16 protein-coding genes are annotated in these 19,734 nt (G+C 62.2%); 8 read left to right on the top strand and 8 right to left on the bottom strand.

The features are described from left to right. Nucleotides 1–110: 110 nt before the first annotated feature. The 7 genes from LIW51_RS25285 to LIW51_RS25255 all read left to right on the top strand — a co-directional run bounded on the left by LIW51_RS25285 (nucleotide 111) and on the right by LIW51_RS25255 (nucleotide 7,191). Nucleotides 111–1,868, top strand: coding sequence for a bacterio-opsin activator domain-containing protein (locus tag LIW51_RS25285; RefSeq protein WP_227378892.1), 1,758 nt, complete (start codon nucleotides 111–113; stop codon nucleotides 1,866–1,868). 160 nt (nucleotides 1,869–2,028) lie between these two features. After that, a complete protein-coding gene (gene acs, locus LIW51_RS25280) occupies nucleotides 2,029–4,017 on the top strand; it encodes an acetate--CoA ligase (protein ID WP_227378891.1) in 1,989 nt (662 codons plus the stop codon). Nucleotides 4,018–4,052: 35 nt separating this feature from the next. Continuing rightward, a complete protein-coding gene (locus LIW51_RS25275; RefSeq protein WP_227378890.1) occupies nucleotides 4,053–4,481 on the top strand; it encodes a DUF4212 domain-containing protein in 429 nt (142 codons plus the stop codon). Beyond that, nucleotides 4,478–6,121 carry a VC_2705 family sodium/solute symporter gene (locus LIW51_RS25270; RefSeq protein WP_227378889.1) on the top strand — a complete coding sequence of 548 codons (1,644 nt, stop codon included), beginning with the start codon at nucleotides 4,478–4,480 and terminating at the stop codon, nucleotides 6,119–6,121. Before LIW51_RS25275 ends, LIW51_RS25270 begins: the two co-directional genes overlap by 4 nt. A 158-nt stretch (nucleotides 6,122–6,279) precedes the next feature. Then, entirely contained in the window at nucleotides 6,280–6,444 is a 165-nt protein-coding gene (locus LIW51_RS25265) for a DUF8119 family protein (protein ID WP_497007405.1), read from the top strand. Nucleotides 6,445–6,611: 167 nt separating this feature from the next. Beyond that, nucleotides 6,612–6,947 carry a hypothetical protein gene (locus tag LIW51_RS25260; RefSeq protein ID WP_227378887.1) on the top strand — a complete coding sequence of 112 codons (336 nt, stop codon included), beginning with the start codon at nucleotides 6,612–6,614 and terminating at the stop codon, nucleotides 6,945–6,947. Continuing rightward, entirely contained in the window at nucleotides 6,937–7,191 is a 255-nt protein-coding gene (locus tag LIW51_RS25255) for a hypothetical protein (protein ID WP_255767578.1), read from the top strand. The genes LIW51_RS25260 and LIW51_RS25255 overlap by 11 nt, the downstream gene beginning before the upstream one ends. Before the next feature lie 562 nt (nucleotides 7,192–7,753). On the opposite strand, the gene LIW51_RS25250 is transcribed toward LIW51_RS25255, so the two are convergent. The 4 genes from LIW51_RS25250 to LIW51_RS25235 all read right to left on the bottom strand — a co-directional run bounded on the left by LIW51_RS25250 (nucleotide 7,754) and on the right by LIW51_RS25235 (nucleotide 14,481). After that, nucleotides 7,754–8,251 (bottom strand): hypothetical protein, encoded by a 498-nt coding sequence (locus LIW51_RS25250; protein WP_227378886.1) that lies wholly within the window; start codon nucleotides 8,249–8,251, stop codon nucleotides 7,754–7,756. 482 nt (nucleotides 8,252–8,733) lie between these two features. Beyond that, nucleotides 8,734–10,884, bottom strand: a complete 2,151-nt coding sequence (locus tag LIW51_RS25245) for a beta-glucosidase (protein ID WP_227379002.1) — start codon at nucleotides 10,882–10,884, stop codon at nucleotides 8,734–8,736. 214 nt (nucleotides 10,885–11,098) lie between these two features. Further along, on the bottom strand, nucleotides 11,099–13,876 hold the full coding sequence (locus LIW51_RS25240) for a glycoside hydrolase family 97 N-terminal domain-containing protein (protein ID WP_227378885.1): 2,778 nt from the start codon (nucleotides 13,874–13,876) through the stop codon (nucleotides 11,099–11,101). A 452-nt stretch (nucleotides 13,877–14,328) separates the two neighbouring features. Further along, nucleotides 14,329–14,481 (bottom strand): hypothetical protein, encoded by a 153-nt coding sequence (locus tag LIW51_RS25235; RefSeq protein ID WP_227378884.1) that lies wholly within the window; start codon nucleotides 14,479–14,481, stop codon nucleotides 14,329–14,331. On the opposite strand from LIW51_RS25235, the gene LIW51_RS25230 reads away from it, so the two are divergent. Then, complete coding sequence (locus LIW51_RS25230; RefSeq protein WP_227378883.1) at nucleotides 14,474–14,980, top strand: hypothetical protein; 507 nt, start codon at nucleotides 14,474–14,476, stop codon at nucleotides 14,978–14,980. The two genes, LIW51_RS25235 and LIW51_RS25230, sit on opposite strands and share 8 nt — an antisense overlap. A 234-nt stretch (nucleotides 14,981–15,214) precedes the next feature. Here LIW51_RS25230 and LIW51_RS25225 read toward each other — a convergent pair whose 3' ends face one another. The 4 genes from LIW51_RS25225 to LIW51_RS25210 form a co-directional block, all read right to left on the bottom strand. Next, entirely contained in the window at nucleotides 15,215–17,506 is a 2,292-nt protein-coding gene (locus LIW51_RS25225; protein ID WP_227378882.1) for a cation:proton antiporter domain-containing protein, read from the bottom strand. Nucleotides 17,507–17,508: 2 nt separating this feature from the next. Further along, a complete protein-coding gene (locus tag LIW51_RS25220; protein ID WP_227378881.1) occupies nucleotides 17,509–18,021 on the bottom strand; it encodes an NAD-binding protein in 513 nt (170 codons plus the stop codon). 2 nt (nucleotides 18,022–18,023) lie between these two features. Further along, nucleotides 18,024–18,551 carry a universal stress protein gene (locus LIW51_RS25215; RefSeq protein WP_227378880.1) on the bottom strand — a complete coding sequence of 176 codons (528 nt, stop codon included), beginning with the start codon at nucleotides 18,549–18,551 and terminating at the stop codon, nucleotides 18,024–18,026. 343 nt (nucleotides 18,552–18,894) lie between these two features. Next, entirely contained in the window at nucleotides 18,895–19,566 is a 672-nt protein-coding gene (locus LIW51_RS25210; protein ID WP_227378879.1) for a helix-turn-helix domain-containing protein, read from the bottom strand. Nucleotides 19,567–19,734 lie beyond the last annotated feature (168 nt).

The following is a 19,734-nucleotide window of genomic DNA, read 5'->3' as shown; positions in this document are numbered from 1 at the left end:
CCCGATACTCGGCTGTCGAACGCATTCAGACGGTAGTTCGAGTATTTCGACGCAAAATTTGCGGAGTTTGCCGAACATTTATTCGTCTCTTTGAGAGAAGACGAAACGTAATGCGCCGCGAGGGAGATGGCCAGTACCTGACAACGGCGGAGTACGAGCGCCTCCGTCGCGGAACTGAAACGTATCGTGAAGACCTCGTTGTGGCGCTGGCGGGGCGGGTCGGACTCCGTCCCTCGGAACTGACGCGCATTCGCCCCGCCGACCTCCGCGCACACGAGCACGACGACGAGCGCTTCCATCTCCTCACAGTTCCTGAAGGAAACGGCGAAACGCGGGAAGCGTACGTCCCGCCTGAGATCGCCCACGACCTCCGAAAGTTCGCCACCGCGAACGACGTAGGCCGGCACGACCCGTTCATCACCGTCTCACCTCGGCGCGTCCAGATGCTCGTCGGCGACGTGGCAGACCGGGTCGACGGCCTCCGTGATGTCACCTGCCGCGACCTGCGTAAGTACTTCGCGTGGCGGCACCTCGTCGAGGAGAAGATCGACCCGCGAGCGGTTCAGGCCGTCGGCGGGTGGAAGAGCCTCGAGAGCCTCGCTCCGTACCTCGATACTCCGACCACGGCCGAAGTCATTGACGCCTTCGCAAACCAGCCACGAGGTCGTGGGCGCGGCCACGACGGCCACGACGGCCTCGACGACCGCCCCGACAACGGTGAGGATTCTCGTAGCACCGAACTTCTCGCGTGCATGGACGCGCTCGGGCAGGCGTTCGAGGAGGCATCCACGGGCGAAGACGTAGAAAGAGCCGCTTGTGAGCACCTCACCGACGTGTACCGCGCCGTTTGGATCTGCGACGAGAGCGGCACTCCTCGGACGAGCGCCGTGCCAGCGCGAATCGACGGCGACGTTCCCAGCGCCGTCCGCCGCGGAACCGGCGCGTTAACGGAAGGCAAGACGGCCGACGTGACGATCATCGAAGAACCGTCCGACGGGTCGCTGTCGCAGTGTTCGTTCGCCATCACGCCCCTCCGATCGAGCGAGACCGTCCACGGTCTACTGTGCATTGCCAACGACTCGTTTCGGTCGGTGGATCGAACGCTGCTCGCGGACGTCGGTCGACGCGTCGGTCGAACCATCACGTCCATTGCGCGCAAGCGCTTGCTCTTGGCGGACACCGGCGTGGTGCTTTCGTTGCGGAGTACCGACAGCGGCGTATTCCTCGTGAGCGCCTCGGCCGAACTCGGCTGTCGCTTCACCCTCCAAGGCGTTGTCCCAATCGAGGATCACTCGCTACTCTACTTCGTTACGGCCAGCGAGGCCGCTGTCGGGGACGTTCTCGACAAGGTGACAGCGACAGACGCCGTCGAGGACGCTCGTCTTGTCCGCGACTACGGAGACGACGCTCTCTTCGAGTTCGTCGTCTCCGGCCAGTCGCTCGCGACGGTTCTCGCCGAACGCGGTGGAACCGTCCGCGAACTCTCGGTCGAGGCGGGCGTCCTCGACGTTTCGGGGGTCTTCTCACAGCACGTCGACGTCCGCCGCGTCGTCGAGGCTGTCGAGGAGGCGTTCCCCGAGACGAACTTGCAGTCGAAGGGAGAGATCCAAGAGCCCGCTCGGAGCGCGGTCAGCGTCCAGCAAACAGTACACGATCGGCTGACGGATCGCCAGCAGACGGTTCTCCGGGCTGCCTATCTCGCGGGATACTTCGAGTGGCCTCGCGGGAGTACGGCCGAAGAACTCGCGGCTTCGATGGGCGTCTCCTCGCCGACGCTCCACAACCATCTCCGAAAGGCGCAGCAGAAAGTGTTCGACACCGTATTCGAGGAGATCGACCACCGGTCGTCGGATGTCGGTCGACACTAATTATTTAATCTCGCCGATGAAGGTGGCGGCGGGAGAGCGTCGTCCGACACCGCCGGAATCACAAAACCTCAGTTCTGACGCCGCTACGATGCGGATAGAGGCATTTAGTATAGTTAGCTCCACCACTTATATAGAAAAATGAGGGTTGTGAACCTGGCGCATGACCGAAGGAGACACCATCGAACTCGAGGCGCGTCTGGAGGATCGAGAGCGGTTCGAACCCCCCGAGTCGTTCGTCGAGCAGGCAAACGTCACGGACGAAAACATCTACGAGGAGTTCGAGGAGAACTGGCCGGAGTGTTGGAAGCGAGCGGGTCGCCTGCTCGACTGGGAGAGCGATTACGAAACGATCCTCGACGATTCGAACCCACCGTTCTACGAGTGGTTCACGGACGGATCGCTCAACGCCTCGCACAACTGCCTCGACCGCCACTTGGACGAGCGCGGCGACGAAACCGCCATCGAGTGGGTCGGCGAACCGGTTGACGAGGACAACCGCACGTACACCTACGAGGAACTCCACCGCGAGGTAAACGAGTTCGCGGCGTCCTTGCGCGAGTTGGGCGTCGGCGAGGACGACATCGTCACACTCTACATGCCGATGGTGCCGGAGCTACCCATCGCCATGCTCGCCTGCGCGCGAATCGGCGCTCCACACAGCGTCGTCTTCGCCGGGTTTTCGGCGGACGCGTTGGCGACTCGGATGAACGCGGCCGCCTCGGAGTACCTCGTCACCTGCGACGGCTACTACCGGCGCGGCGACCCGCTCCAGCACAAGGAGAAAGCCGACGAGGGTCTCTCGCAGGTCGACCACGACGTGGAGGGCGTCGTGGTCGTCGACCGACTAGGCAACGAGTACGACCACCCGATGGAGAACGGCGAGCACGACTACGCCGACCTCGTCGCCGAACAGGACGGTGCGGAGGTCGACCCGGTCGAACGCGACGCTGAGGATATGCTCTTTTTAATGTACACCTCGGGAACGACCGGCGAGCCGAAAGGCGTCAAACACACTACCGCGGGGTACCTCTCGTGGGCGTCCTGGACTTCGCGGGCAGTCTTGGATATCAAGCCGGAGGACACGTACTGGTGTTCGGCGGACATCGGCTGGATCACGGGTCACTCGTACATCGTCTACGGGCCTCTGGCGCTTGGAACGACCAGCGTGATGTACGAGGGGACGCCGGACTACCCCGAGAAAGACCGCCTCTGGGAAATCGTCGAAGAGTACGGCGTCGAGCAACTCTACACCGCACCGACGGCGATTCGCGCGTTCATGAAGTGGGGGAGCGAGCACCCCGAACAGCACGACCTCTCCTCGCTCCGCCTGCTCGGAACCGTGGGCGAACCCATCAACCCGCGAGCGTGGAAGTGGTACTACAAACATATCGGCGACGAATCCTGTCCTATCGTGGACACGTGGTGGCAGACCGAAACCGGCGGCATGATGGTCACCACCCTCCCGGGAATCGGAACGATGAAACCCGGCTCTGCTGGCCCGCCGCTCCCAGGAGTCGATATCCGCGTGGTCGACACCAACGGAAACGAAGTCGACCGCGGAAAGGCCGGATATCTCACGGTCGACAAGCCGTGGCCGGGGATGCTGAGAACGCTCTACGACAACGACGACCGCTTCGTCTCCGAATACTGGGCCGAGTACTCGGACACCGAGAGCGACGACCCGGATGACTGGGTGTACTTCCCCGAAGATGGTGCGAAGATAGACGACGACGGCTACATCACCGTTCTCGGGCGCGTGGACGACGTGCTCAACGTCTCAGGTCACCGCCTCGGCACGATGGAGATAGAGTCCGCCATCGTCGGCGTCGAGGGCGTCGCTGAAGCCGCCGTCGTCGGCGGTCGCCACGAGGTGAAAGGCGAAGCCGTCTACGCCTACGTCATCACCGAGGAGGGTTACGACGGCGACGAAGAACTCCGTTCACGTATCGTCGAGGGCGTCGAGGACGCGATCGGCCCCATCGCCCGCCCCGAGGAGGTCATCTTCACGCCCGAACTGCCGAAGACGCGCTCCGGGAAAATCATGCGTCGGCTACTGGAGGACATCGCCAACGGCGAAGAACTGGGCGACACCTCGACCCTTCGGAACCCCGACGTCGTCCGCGAAATAGCGACGTCGGGAGACGACTGAACAGACTCGAAACGGACGGAGATCAACGATTACCAATGTCAAACAACGATACGCGAGACGAAGAGGCAACCACCGACATCGAGACGGACGGCGGCGTCGCAACCGGTCGAGAATCCGTCGATTACCTCGATGCTCGAATCAACATCTTCAAACCGACGACCCCCTTCATGCGGGATCACCTCAAGATAGTTTGGACGATGTTCATCGCGTGGGCGATACTCATCTTCGGCCCCGTGACGGCGACGTTCGTCGCGACCGACTTCATGACGAGCGTCACCATCCTCGACTTCCCGCTGCACTACTTCCTGACCGCGATCGGCTCTCCGCTGGGGGCACTCGTCCTCTCGTTCGTCTACGCGCGCAAGCGTGACCAATTGGACGAGAAGTACGGTATCGATCATACGACCAAGCAATCGGCGCCCGACGCCGAGACGGTCTCGACCGACGGAGGGGTCGAGCGATGACGTTCACACCGCTGCAGCTTCTTCCGGACGCGCTCAACGCCTCGTTCAAGATCATCCCGGCGATCATGATCTCGGGGATGTTACTGTTGTTCTTGGGAATCGGGTACGCGTTCCGCGTCGCGGACACGGAGGGACTGTGGGTCGCCGGTCGTTCTATCGGAAACGTCGAGAACGGGATGGCAATCGGGTCGAACTGGATGTCGGCCGCGTCGTATCTCGGCATGGCCGCGCTCATCGCGCTGTCGGGCTACTACGGTCTGGCGTTCGTGGTCGGCTGGTCGACGGGTTATTTTGTCCTGCTCATCTTCATGGCCGCGCAGATGCGACGGTTCGGAAAGTACACCGCACCCGACTTCGTCGGCGACCGATTCAACTCCGACACGGCGCGCGCTATCGGGGCGCTGACGACGATCCTCATCGGATTCGTCTACTCGGTCGGACAGGCCCGCGGGATGGGACTGGTCGGCCTGTACGTCTTCGGCGGCGACTACGCCACCATGGTCATCCTCATGATGGGTATCACCGTCGGTTATCTGGCGCTCTCCGGAATGCTCGGCGCGACGAAGAACATGGCCGTCCAGTACGTCATCCTCATCGTGGCGTTCTTGGCGGGCCTCTACGCCGTCGGCTTCACCCAAGGCTACTCGACGTTCCTGCCGCAGATCGAGTACGGAGCACTGTTGAGTTCGCTCGATTCGGAGTTCACCGCGCCCTTCCAAGGCAGTAGCTACTACCTGTGGATCGCGACGGCGTTCTCGCTCATCGTCGGCACCTGCGGGCTTCCGCACGTACTGGTGCGGTTCTACACGGTCAAGAGCGAGCGAACCGCCCGTTGGTCGACCGTCTGGGGCCTGTTTTTCATCTGTCTGTTGTACCTGAGCGCCCCCGCGTTCGCGGCGTTCGGAACCGACCTCTACGCGAACAAAGTCGGGCCCGTGTATGGAGCCAACGGTATGAGCGGGGCGGAAGGCGACGTCATCGTCGTCCTCGCGGCGCAACTCGCGAACCTCCCGACGTGGTTCGTCGGCCTCGTCGCGGCGGGCGGTATCGCCGCGGCCATCGCAACCACGGCCGGACTGTTCATCGCCGCCTCGTCGGCCGCCGCCCACGACATCTACACGAACATCGTCAACCCCGACGCTACCCAACGTCAACAGCTCGTCGTCGGTCGCATCACCATCATCGCGCTGGGTGCTATCGTGACGGTCACCGCACTCGACCCGCCGGCGCTGGTCGGCGAACTGGTCGCGCTCGCCTTCTCGCTGGCCGGTCTCGTGCTATTCCCGATGTTCTTCCTCGGTCTCTGGTGGGAGAACGCCAACCGTCAAGGTGCCCTCGCCGGGATGACGACCGGACTCGTCATCTGGACGGCCGCCGTCCTCAACGAACTCATCCTCGCCACCGAAGCCGGCCCGCTTGTGCCGGCTTACGCCGAGGTCTTCCCCGCAGTCGGGGCCGCACTCGCCGGAACGCCCATCGTATTCGCCGTCACCATCGGCGTCTCGCTGGTGACCGACGAACCGCCCGAGCGAATCAAGCGCATCGTCCGGCAGTGTCACAGCCCCGAACCGATGGGGCAACAACAAAGCGCCGAGGACGTCGTCTCGACCGACGGAGGTCGGATGCCGGGGGACGACTAACGTGTACGAACGGATCCTCGGTCCGGCGGACCGGAGCGTCACCGAGCGCGTGCTACGGTCGACCCACCGGTCGGTCTCGGTGGTGGACGAACGGGAGGACGAGTAGCGTGCCCCTCGTCGGAACCCTCCTCGACCACGTCCGCGAGCATCGATCCGGTATGGTCGTCGACCTCGCGTTCGCCGTCGCCTGGGTAGCGGTCGTTTCCGCCCTCTTCGACCTGTTACAGGGGCCGACGTGGGCGTACCACCTGTCATTGTTCGCCGGCGTCGTCGCGTACTTCGGTTTCTTCGCGTCGCTGGAGGTGGCGCGGGACTCGTCGTGACCGCGTGACGGTCTGCGGTGCCGCGAAGACCGCTCTTCGCTTCGGATTCGTCGGTAGTTACGGATCTGCCGAATCTCCGCTAGCGTAAGAACGCAGCGGTACCCCCGAACATTCTAGTCCGATATCAAAAGAGATACCATCAACCGATATGTCGTGAATATTATCGTATGGCTAGTGAACGCCGTGTCGCGGTGCGTGCAGCCGTTCGAGAGCGTGCAGAGGAGATTCTTCTGGATGTCGGGCGCCGCTGGGAAGACGTAACTCGATTGGATCCGGTTACCGTTTCACCGTTACCGCACCAGGCGGAGACGTTTCCGGAGAGCGCCACGAAGTTCTACGACGAGTTCTATCCCTACGCGGCCGGTGCCACCGTTACCGACGACGCTGGCCGCTTCCTGTGCGTCTCCAGTTCGGTTCGCGGCGAGTGGGAGACGACGGGGGAGCGGGAGAACCGGGCGAAACGCCCGCCGGGAGACGCTGGAGGAGACCGGGGTGACGTGTGACATCACCGGAGCGCTGTTCGTCAAAGTGATGGAACTCTCGCTGGGCGTGCCGGAGACGTTGCCGATTCCTGTGATAGGTTTCGCCGCCCGACGAACCGACGGCGACGAGCTCGCGGGAGACGAACTCGAAACGCACGGCGAGATCGCGGATATCGCGTGGTTCGGCCCCGACGAATTACCGACCGAGATACGAGAGTTTGAACAGAACCGCGCGCATCTCCGGTCGCTGGTCGGCAACGAGTAGTCCAAGAGAGAGCGGCGTCCGGCGGCTCATCGATCGCATTGCCGGTCCGTTGTCGACCGATTCCGAGTCACCCGGCACCGTAGTAACGCAAAGGATTCCGTCCGCGGACGGTTCCGTTCGGTTTTGAGAGGTCGGTCAAAACTATTAGGCACATTTCGCGGAAACCACTCTCGTGGCGGTTACGAGCGACCTTCGAACCACCCATGGATCTTCGCTCCCGCCGACGGACCGTTGCTCTAACCCGGTTCCGGTCACCGACCGCTCGTAACCGCCCGCCACCATCTCGCGGAAGCGACGAGAACGGAATAGGCGACCGCGAAACGTTCCCAGCGCGCCGCCGTCCCGAGAGAATGACTGACGAGACAGACTGATTCGTAATATTGTCCAGTTATACTCATCGGCCTGCTCCGTCGATGTTCAGCGAGACCCGATTTATCCCCTCTCGGACCCGGAAGGTTTTCGCATTCGTCCCCCGACCTGAGGGCTCGTCCGATTTTTGTTACCGCACCCATCTCGAACAGCGTTATCGAAACCGCCACTGGCGGGATAATCGAAACGGCAACTACGGAGAGTCGGTATCCGACGAGGCGGCGGCCTCGTACACCGTCTGGCGGTCGTCGAAGTAGGCCGGTGCGTCGTGCTGCGATTCGAATTCGACGACTCGTTTCATCGCCTTTCGACCGTCGTCCACGTCCGACTGAAGCTCCTCGACGAGGTCGGTGTAACCGGCGGCCAGCTCCTGAAAGGCGGATATCCGCGTCTGTTTGGCTTCGACGAGCGTCTGCTTCGCTTCGAGGTCCGCCTCCAGTTCCTCTAGCGCCGCGACGTCGACCTCGGTTTCGTCTCGGTCGTCCAGTGATGGTGTTGCGGTTCCCTCGACACCGTCCGTGTGGTTTTCAAGACGTCGACGAATCTCCGTCGTCTTCTCGTCGATGTCGTCCAGCAGTGCGTCGGCTTCCGTGGCCATCGTCGCGACGCTCCCCGACAGGAGACCAGCCTGCGTCCGGCAGTACTCGACGAACTCGTCGACCGACGGCGTCGGTTCGTCCTCGTCGTCCATGGTTGAGAGTTGGGACTGCCAGCCGAAATCACTTGGGACGCGCTACCGCTCCGTTCGGCGGAGTACAGCTGAGTGTAGGCGCTGCTCACCCTTTTTGAAGGCCAACGAAAACGGAACCACACTGCGGGCGAGAACTGGCCGCGTCGGTGGTAGCGAGCTGGGCCACTCGGTCAGGGCCCACGATGACGGCACGACGCGGCCAGCGGTCGTAATTGCAATCGAGCGTGGTGCATTCATACGTCTTGCCTCCACGCTGGACAACACGTCCGACTCGGCACCGAGCGACCGAACGCCGGACTTGCTATCGACCGACAATTCGTTATTCTTACTCACTACTTGTAAAACTGTGGTTAGAATTAGCACGCAATCGTAGTGGCCCTATCATTTCACCGCGAGTCGATTCGACATTCAACGTTCACCGGACATCGTCTCGTCCAACGACCGGAATTGCGAAAGGGCTCGTACCTAGCGGAACGATTCGGTCACTCAATCGTCACCGAAACCCGGTCGCGTATCTCCCGTGCGGATCGACCGACGAGAAGCGTGAACCGTCGCTCCGAAACGACCCAGCCCTCGTCCTCGTCGTAGTACGCGAACGCGTCGCGGTCGAGCGTCACCGAGACGCGTCGTCGTTCTTCGGGATCGAGACGCACCGTCTCGAAGCCCTTCAGTTCACGCGGCGGACGGGGGACGGGAGGGTCTTCGTCGTGGACGTACACTTGGACGACTTCCTTTCCGGGACGAGTCCCGACGTTGCGAACGGGGACGGTCACCGTCACCTCGTCGCCGTCGCGTTCGACGGCCGACTCGCCGTACTCGAACGACGCGTACGAGTGGCCGTGGCCGAAGGGGAACAGCGGAGCGGCGTCCTCCCGGTCGAAGTACCGGTAGCCGACGAAGACGCCTTCGGCGTAGTCGACCCCGTCGTTCGTTCCGGGGAACCGTTCCGGAGCGGTCGTCGGGTAATCGTCCGCGCGACGCCCGAACGTGAACGGGAGCCGACCGCCCGGGTCGGCGTCGCCGTAGAGAACCGCCGCGAGCGCCTCGCCTTCGGCCTGTCCGGCGTACCACGTTTCGAGCACCGCGTCCACGTCGTCGATCCACGGGAGTTCGACCGGGCCCCCGGTTCGAAGGACGACGACGCTTCGTTCGGCCGCGTCGGCGACCGCCCTGACGAGTTCGTCCTGCTGACCGGGGAGACGGAGGTCGTCGCGGTCTTCGCTTTCGGTCGTGTCGTCCTGCACGACGACCACCACACAGTCAGCCCCGTCGGCCGCTTCGACGGCGGCATCGAGGCTCACGTCGTCGGCGTCGGCAGTGTCGACGGTGTCGGCGGGCGATTCATCCACCCGGTCTTCGGTGCCGAACGCGTCGAACAGCGAGGATTCCGTGATGGGCGGAACTCCCCGTTCGAACCGACACTCGGTCGCGCGCTCGCGCAGTCCGTCGACGGGCGTCGTCCGGCGAAACGGTGTGACCTCCGAGGAACCTCCACCGCCGAGTTTGGTGGCGTCGGCGTTCGGACCGACGATTGCGATGGCGGCGGTCTCGTCCAGCGGAAGCACGCCCTCGTTTTTCAACAACACAGTCCCTTCGATAGCGATGCGTCGTGCAAGCTGACGATGCTCGGGCGTGTCGAGTTCGCCGCCCCGCCGTTCTTCGTCGGGGTCGGTATCGAGAAGTTCGAATCGCGCCATCGTTTCGAGGATTCGGCGAACCTTCTCGTCGATGACGGCCTCGTCGACCGCGCCGGCCTCGACGGCTTCGCGGAGCGGTTCACCGAACAGTCCGCCCTCGTGCATGTCCGGCAGCGTATCGGGGAAGTCGATCGTCGACGGGTCTACCTCCTCCGGAAGCCGTTCGGCTAGAACCCGTTCTTCGAACGGGATTCCCGGCATCTCCACGTCGAGACCGGCGCGAGCAGCGCCGACCGAACTCTCGGTTCCCCACCAGTCGGACATGACGAATCCGTCGAAGCCGAACTCGTCTTTCAGCATGTCGCGCAGGAGGGTTCGGTGGTCGCTCATGTGCGTCCCGTTGACCCGGTTGTACGCGGTCATCACGGCTCCAACGTCCGCTTCTTCGACCGCGGCGCGGAACGCCGGGAGGTATATCTCCCGCAGCGCCCGCTCGGTAACGGCTGCGCTCACCCGATAGCGGTTCGTTTCCTGATTGTTGGCGACGTAGTGTTTGGCCGTCGCGATGACGTCCTCGGATTGAATCCCGTCGACGGACGCCGCGGCGAACCGCGCGGACAAGTACGGATCTTCGCTGTAGTACTCGAAGTTCCGCCCGCAGTGCGGAACGCGGATGATGTTCATCCCCGGCCCGAGCAGGACGTTCTGTCCGTGTGCCCGCGCTTCTCGGGCCATCGATGCGCCCTGTTCGCGCGCGAGTCGGGGATTCCACGACGCTGCGAGCGCGACGGATGCCGGAAACGCCGTCGCCGAACCTCCGATTGCACGAATGCCCATCGGCCCGTCCACCATGCGGAGTGCGGGGACTCCGACCCGCGGAACCGGCGGGACATAGCCGACCGACGAGCCGTCGGGATTCGTCGCGCCGTGAAGCAGTCGGAGTTTCTCGTCGAGCGATAACGAAGCCACCAACGACGGGACTCGTTTCTGCGTCACCGGTGTCGCCTCCTGGGACTGACCATCGTCACTCAGTGTACTCGGCGGGGAGGAATAAGTTCCCGGCCCGTCGCACGGCACGACCGTCTCGAACCCGGTTCTCGTTGCAGCAAAGACGTGACCGAGGGATCCACCGGACGTCGGTACTGCACTCGTCGAAACCAAGGGTGCTCCCCAGGACCGGCGAAACGGGACGGAGATGCGCTGACGACGATCACCCGAGTTCGGAATCGAACTCCTCGCTGCCGGGAGTTACCGTGATCGACCAGGGCCCGAGGCCTTCGAGGGCGAGTTCGAACGTCCCGCCGCTTTCGAACGCGTGTTCGAACGTTACGGTCGCACCCTCGTCGGGTTCGAGGTCGACCTTCTTCGTCGCAACCACCCGCCCGTCGACGGTCAGTTTGAGTATCTGTATCGTCTCGTCGCCTCCGGTGTTCGTCACCGTTCCAGCGATTTCGATGGGTTCTCCCGTGGTCGCGGTTTCGGGAGCGTCGAAGCCGTCGAAGGCGAGCCACCCGAACTCGGCGGATTTCGGCGTCACCTCGACCGTCTCAGAGGCGATAACGTCGCCCGGCGCGTGGCCGACGGCCACCTCGTGTTCGCCGACTTCGGTGACGGTGACGGGGAAGTCGATCTGCTCCTCACCGCCGCCGGGGACGCGAGCTAGACGCGTCTCGACGGGTTCTCCATCGACGAAGAGGTGGAGTTCTTCGCCCCCGACGACGTTGCCCTCGTTCGTCGCCTCGATGGTCGCCACGACGGGATCGCTCGCCGTCACCTCGTCTTGAATCGTGAACGTGTCGTGGGAGTACGTCGGGGGCTCGTACCGTCGGATGGCTCGTTGTTCGCCCTTCGCCGGTCTGAGCCGGATTGCCTGACCGCCGCCTTCGACCATCGAAGCGACGAGCGTCTCTTCGGACGTCACGATAACCTCGTCTATCGCCACCGAGGTAGGGTTCGTTTCGAAGTCGGCGTCCTCGCCGTCGGAGTAGATGGTGGCGACGTACGGGCGACCGTCGTCGAGGAAATCGAGCGGAACGTTGAGCCTCCGCGGCCGGTCGTCCGTGCCGCTCCCGACATACCACTCCTCGCCCTTGCGCCGGGCGATGGTGAGATACCGGCCGATCTTTCCCTGGACGACGGTCGTCTCGTCCCACGTCGCCGGAACGTTCTCGATGAACTCGAACTCGGTGAGGTCGTCGTACTTTTCTGGGAGGTCGGCGACCATCTGGAGTCCCGAGAAGATGATGGGATACAGCGCGAGCTGTCGCGCGCGAGTGCTGTGAACCCGCGTCTCACCGTACTCCTCGTAGGTGACGTCGAAGATGCCGGGGGTGTAATCGAACGGCCCGCCGATCAACCGCGTGAACGGGAGCACGAGCGTGTGTGACGGCGGGTTCCCCTGCGGTCGGAAGTTCTCGTATTCGAGGCCGCTCGCACCCTCGCGGGTCAGCAAGTTCGGCCACGTTCGGCGAACGCCCGTCGGTTTGATCGGTTCGTGGACGTCGAGCATTATCTCGTGTTCGGCCGCCTTCTTCGTCACCCACCGATAGTGATTCACCATTCGCTGGCCGTGGTGATGGTAAACCGTCCCGTCGATGAGCAGCCCATCCTCGCTCACGTAGCCGAGTTTCGCCGAGTGAATGCCGAGCTCCTCGTAATACTGATACGCTTCCTCCAGTTGCTCGATGTAATTCCCGACGCCACCGCCGGTCTCGTTGTGAATGGTGATACCGACGCTCGGGTCTTTGCTCCGGCCGTACTCGACCACCTCTTCGAGGTCGTACTGCGCTATCGACTCCGTGAAATCGAACAAGTACGGCGGGTTACTCCACGCGTCGAAGCCGCCATCCCACCCGACGTTCCACCCCTCGACTAAGAGGCTCTCGATACCGTGTTCGCTGGCGAAGTCGATGTAGCGTTTGGCGTTCGCGGTCGTCGCACCCACGTCCGGGCCGGACGCCCACGTCGACTTGCCGATATGGATCTCCCACCAGATGCCCACGTATTTGCCCGGGTCGATCCAGGATGTATCCTCTATCTCGTTGGGTTCGTTGAGGTTGAGGACGAGCTTCGACTCGACGAGGTCGCCCGGCGTCGACCCGAGCGTGAACGTCCGCCACGGCGAGGCGTGGGGCGTCTCGGCTTTTACCTTCGCCCCGTCGGGCCACGGAACGAGCGCGCTCTCGAAGCGGGTCGCGTGGTCGCCGTCTCGCGCGAGCGTCATCGCGGCATAGTCGGTTAACGCCGCCTCGTGGACACACATGTACCGTTCGTCGTCGACCTTCATCGTGACGGGGGTGTTCGCGGCGTCGACGTCCGACAGCCCGACCGAGGACGAGGTCGATATCTCCGACAGCGGCGTTTCTTCGTACAGGTACTCGTAGTTCTCCCAATTGTCGGGGGTCCACCACGACGTGTAGTCCCCGGCAAATCGAAAGCCGGTCTTCTCGTCGGTGATGATGAAGTCCCCGAAATTCTCCTGCTCGGGCAGAACGTACCGGAAGGCTGCACCATCGTCGTACGCCCTGAAGATGAGGGTGAGCGACCGAGACGGCGATGCCGATTCAACGAGTCCGACGACGAGTTCGCGGTACCGATTCCGCACCTCTGCGGTCTCACCCCAAACGGGTTCCCAAGTAGTGTTCTCCTCTCGACGTCGAACGCCGGCTATCTCGAAGCCGTCATCGAGCGAGTCGGCGTCGCGGAATTCGAATCCAAGCGGCGACGGTTCGACCAGCGTCGCTCCCTCGAACGACAGCGAGTATCGCGGCTGACCGTCCCTCAATTCGAACGTCACACGTACCGTCCCGTTCGGCGAGGTGATTCCCTGCGTCGATTCGACGTCGGTCGTCGCGGTGGCTACCGGCGTCCGGTTCGCTTCGGTGATCGTCGGGGATATGCCCACCGTCGCCGCGCCGGCCGCCGCCAGAAAGTCCCGCCGCGGGAGAAGATTCGATTCAATACCATGCTTGTTATTGTCTCTCTGCATCCCGTAATAACTTACTGAACCAATAATTAAAACCGATGGCCGGTATTATTTGTTCGACAATCATTCTGATTAATATGTTGCGTGTTACGGCGATGCGGACGGTGAGAAAATCTCGTACCCCCCGGGGAGTAATCCATCAAGTACGCGATTGTGACCGGGGCGAATATATTTCTCGTGCGGAATCGGTTGCTAATCACACCCGGGTCGCTGGTGAGTAAGTTACATCCCTGAAATTCTAACCATCTCTATTTCCGAACTCTTGTATTATCTTTTGATTAGTGACCACAAAACAACGAATACTGCGGATTTATTGGTGCGGTCCGTAGACTTTCGTTTGAGGTCGTCTGTAATTCAATGACGAGAACAAGCCTATCAATCCTGCTCGTCGTTTGTTTGGTGTTGTCGGGTTGTGCATCGCTCGGCGGTGACACCAATCAAACGACTAGCCAGACTCACACGACTACATCGACAGCTACGTCGACCACAGCCACGACGACAGCCAGCACGACTACATCGACAGCTACGTCGACCACAGCCACGACGACGACAGCCAGCACGACTACGACCGCGGCCACGAGTACGTCGACCACGAGCGCGATGGCCACCACGACCGGCGGAACGACGACCACCGCGACAGAGTCGTGGTCGGAACCGACGCCTCCGAACACGCCACTCCAGAACAAGATGGAGTCGGAGGAGCGTGACCGCATCAAGAGCATCTCGTTCGTGGACAAGACCGAAGCGAGCGGCGGCGGTTATTCTGATTTCGACCTGCAGGTCACCGCCGACACCCAGATGGAGAACGTCGATCCTGCGGACCACGGCGACGTGGTGGGCGAGCCGTATTTCCTCGTCTACATCGACGGCTCGCTCGACAACGGGTCGCGGTTCAGTTACACCAACGGAACACTCGGCGAGCGGTTGAACGTGAGCCAGAAGAAGAACGGCGAGTACACCATCGACGTTCACCCCAAAGCGCTTGAGAAGGCGAACGTCGAGAACGGCGAGGTCGAAATCATGGTGTTGCTGATGGACAGGGATAGCGACTGGGACGACATCTACGCAGTCAAAACGGTCACCATCGAATACTCGTCCGGGAAGTGAGAACGGGGCGTCCCGTTTCCGACGAAATTCTACCGTTCTGTACCGACTCGTCGGAGGTACGTGGCAACGGTCCCAGCGTAGAGCATATCAGCGAGTGCACTTCCGAGCGGGGCGATCACGGGCGCGCTCGCGGGCGGGTGGTTCAATCCGCCACGACGAGGACGACGCCGAACGACGCCCAACCTCGTCCGGAGGAACGAGGCGACGCGTTCGAGTCTCCACCTGCCTGGGAACTCAGGCCGAGACCAGGACTGCAACCGGACGGTCGGCATGCTGGACGATGTGTTCTACCCGGTGGCCGAAGAAGGCGCGACCGGAAAGCGGCCGGAGATTGCTCCCGAGGATGATGAGATCGTCGTCGTTCTCGGCCGCGAGGGAGAGGATCTCGGTCTCTGGCGCACGGTCGCTGACGAGCACTCGGGTGCGAACTTGGGCGCCCAACTCGCGTCCTAAGTCAGCCTCACGATCGACGATTTTTTCGCCGATTTCGATCGTCCCGTCATCGTTCGCCGCGGTGAGTTCGTCGGAGCGTTCTACGATGTGGACGATTTCGACCAGCGCGTTTCGATTTCGGGCGATCGTGAATGCAATTTCCGCAGCGTGACGACTGTACTCGGTACCGACCGTGGGCAGCAGAATGCGATCGAGTTCGGGGTCGTCCCTGACCGTCGTCTGAGACTCGCCGTCGAAGCCAGCGGTGACCACCATGATCGGACAGGACGCTTCCTGGATGATATGGTCGATATCGGTCGAGAACAACGGCTCGGCGGCGGTGCCACGGGGTCGGTCGGCCGTCCCGATGACGAGGAGGTCGTATCCCCGTTCGGCTTCGGAGAGGACGGTTCCCGTGACGCCCCCCTCGATCGGGTGCACGATGTCCCGTACTCGTCGGTCACGGGGCGGATTTTCGTGGAACCGAATCAGATCGAGGCATCGGTTGGCGTCCTCATCGACCGTGGTGTCAGTCGCGGTTTTCGCACTCAAACCCCCGTCCGCGATCGTTTCGTTTCCGTCGGACGTAAGTCGCGCCCGAACTCCGTATCGAAGACGCGCCAGTGTCGAGGTCGAGCGTCTGTGTTCATCGTCGCCGACGTACATATTCGTGACTTCGATCTCGCGATCTCGGATGAGATATCGGAGCAGTTGTGCCGCGTACTGTGTGTCGACGGAACACCGCGTCGGGAGCAGAATCCGGTGGATGTTTTCGACGAAACTGTGTGCCTGTCGTTGCTCCCGCTCCAATCGTTCGCGTTCGGAGTCGCTCACTTCGACGTGGTCGAACGCCCATCGGAGCAGCGGCGGTGCCATGATGGACGTGACGAGCGCGACCATCACGATGATGGAGTACATCTCGACTGTGAGTACCCCCACGCCGAGTCCGATCGTCGCGACGATGATTTCCATCGCGCCGCGAGCGTTGAGACCGGCGCCCATGGTAACACCCTCCCACGTCGACAGACCTGCCAACCGGGCGCCGACGTACGAGCCGACGAACTTTCCGGCGACGGCGACGGCGAGCACGGCGGCGCCCGCTATCGCCACGACAGGGTCGAGCATCGCCGTGAGGTCGACGCGGAGGCCCGCGATGCCGAAGAAAATCGGCGCGAACACGCCGAGTGTGACGACTTCGAACGTGTGTTCGGTCGCTCTGTCGAAGCGCTTGATCCGGCTGAACAGCACGCCGACGAGAAACGCACCGAGAACCGCCTCCAGCCCGAGCGCGTGCGTCACCGCACCGACGCCGAACGCGAGCGCCATCAGGACGCTCAACTTCGCCGCTTCGCCACCGACGGCGGTATCGACGAATCGAACCAACCGCGCGGCAGCGCGCTGGCCGACCGTGAACGCCAGCCCGAGCACCGCGAGTAACGCGACGACCGTCTCGGCGACCACGCCAAAATCGAGCACGCCGCTTCGCGCCAGTCCCGCGACTACTGCGAGAAGTATCCACCCCAGCGTATCGTTGATCATCCCTGCGGCGAGCGTTAGTTGGCTGATGTCCCGGCGGATGACGTCCATATCCATCAACACCTTGGCGATAACGGGAAGTGCAGAGATGCTCAACGCGGTTGCGACGAAGAGGCTGAACACGAGCCTGTCACCGGATCCCGCGAGGAACGTCTGGGGAAGCACGAGCGCGATCCCGAATCCGAACGCGAACGGTACGGCGATACCGGTGAGGGAGACCAACGCCGCAGCTCGCGCCTCGCGAGCGATGAGACGGACGTCGGTCTCCAATCCGGTCAGGATGAGCAGCATCGTCAGCCCGAGCCACGAGATTATCTCAAGCAAGTGGAACTGGGCTGGGTCGGTCGGAAAGACGGCACTGAACACCCCCGGTGCGACAGCACCGAGTAGCGACGGCCCTAAGAGGATTCCAGCAAGAAGTTCGCCGATGACGGCCGGGAGGTCGATACGCATCGCCAGTTCACCGAGTATGCGGGCCGTGACGAGCAACAGAAACAACTGCACGAATACCAACAGCAGTTCGTGATGGCCGAGCGGCTCAATTACTTCACCTGTCATAGTTATACTCGTCTCCGCGGCCGCGAGGGAGGGGCCGCCTCCGTCGATTCGGTTCGCTCAACCGTCAGGTCGGGATTACACAGCAGGGTGAGGGAGGATGTTGCGGCGACGGCGTCTGCGAGCGCAGTCGTCGCACAGACGGGAATCATCTCCGCGGCCTCGAACGCTTCCCGATGTCGGTGATCGTGCATGAGGACGATCACCGTTCTGGCATCGCCCTTCGTCTTCGCGAGTTGACTGACGAGGAGCGCCGTTTGATCACTCTCGACGGCGACAAGGGCGAGTTCGACCGCGCCCACGTCGGCGAAGGCCGCTTCCAACGCTTTCGGATCTGTTATCTCGACGACCTCGGCGGTTGCGCCGAGATCGGCGGCTTCCTCGACGGCGTCGGGGGTCGGGTCGAAGAACAGGACGTTATCGTGGGTTCGGAGAACGCGCTCCACGACGGCCACGCCTGTGGAGGAGCCCCCGAGGACGAGGATGGTCACCGCTGAAGGGGGTGAAGCGGAGGTCATGATTACGTTCGGTTGTTCGGGGGTGGAAACGTGATGACCGGTCGACGACTGGTCGTTACGAGTTTGTGCGTAAGGTCTCCGGCGAGGAGCCGCATCCAACGCCGTCCCGGTCGTGGCGTGAAACCGATTGCCGTCGCGTCGACAGCATCGGCAGCAGCCAAGATTTCATCGACGATGCTCGATCCGTACCGCACTTCGGTCGATACGCGATGGGTAGTACCAGCGAAGTACTCGTGGACGATGCCGAAGGTCGCGTCCGCTTGTTCTCGCCGAATGTCATACGGTGCTTTGTCAGGATATCCTTCGGTTTGCTCGATGACGTGAACGGCAAAAAGCCGGGAATCTCTTTCCTCGATGTGCGGTTGCAACGCTCTGCAGGTTCTCTCGGCGTCCGATTCACCGGCCAGCGGCAACAGCAGTCGCTCGCACAGCCGTGTTGTCTGTATCGCGGGGGCTGCGTCATCTCGGTCGACTCGTTGTCGTTCGGATTCGGCTCGCTCGTCAACACTGCCGTCGATCGTTCGGTTCATACGGGGGATGCGTCTCGAGGGGTCAACAGGCCAAGGCTTTCAGTATCAAAGAATCGACGATCCACATCGGCGATTCGCGGGGGCAATCGGTCGAAGATTACGGAACTCAAAATGGGGAGCGTTCGAATCGGACGCTAATCTGCCAGTAGAGCGGCCGACGGGGGGATCGTCCGAGCGGTTCGTCCCGTTCTCGGCCGCTTGCCCCTACGGGACGATACGTTAGTTGCTTGCTGTACCAAGCACGCGGTGAACGATCAACCCTGAATAGAACGAAACCGCGTTCCATCACCTTGCTGTCGTCAAGCGGGAGCAGATAAATCCGCGAACGGTACCGTCGATCCGGTCACTCGTCCCGGCTAGTGGCCCCATCGCGTTCGATCCCGAGCGCGTTCATGTTGAGGCTTCGTTGACCGCGGCGGAGGCGCTCCGAAAGCGCCTGAGACGTGATGTCGAGTTCGGCGGCGAGAGAATCAGTATCGATTGCTCGTGGAATATCGTAGTATCCTTGTTCGGTCGCCGCAACGAGCGCCTCGTACTGTTCTTGCGTGAGACCGAACAGTCGCTGCCGCCCTTGGCTTACTCCGTACACTGCCTTCATGTCGAACGGGATGCCGTTTTGTTCGCAGAATTCACGAGTACGGGGAAGCGCGTCGTGATCCGAAAACAGGATACGAAGCTTCCATCGTTCATCTTTCCCGTGAACATCGAGTATCGTCGCCTCTTCTTCGACGACGATGCGAACGATAAGTCGGATGTGTGCCACCCAATCCATCTGGTACAACCTTCGATCCTCGAGCTCGGCGAGGAGTTCGAAGTCGTTGACGTCCGGATCCTCGCGTAACAAGTTCTCTATCGGTTCGAGGTCGTCCCCGATCGCCCACACGAGCGGGAAGACGTGGTCGGAGCTGTGTGCGACGACCCGCTCAATATCGAATTCGACGTGCGATGCCTTTTCAAGGGTTGCTCCCAGTGCGAACTCCTTTGCCGGTAGTTCGACCTGAGCGATGATTCCCATCGAACTCCTCCACTCATTGAATGTCGGACGTCGTCGCGAATAACGTTGTCGGCGTTACGAACTGTCCGTTCCGAATCGTGGAACTGCGACCGCAACACATCACCCGCCGTCGGAACTCGGTCGCTGATTAAACGGGTACAACGAGAAGGACGCCGCCGAGACACGACG

It is taken from the genome of Haladaptatus halobius, from assembly GCF_020618475.1.
Classification (GTDB): domain Archaea; phylum Halobacteriota; class Halobacteria; order Halobacteriales; family Haladaptataceae; genus Haladaptatus; species Haladaptatus halobius.
The sequence above is the reverse complement of the archived record's forward strand: the minus strand, read 5'-3'. Positions and strand labels throughout refer to the sequence as shown.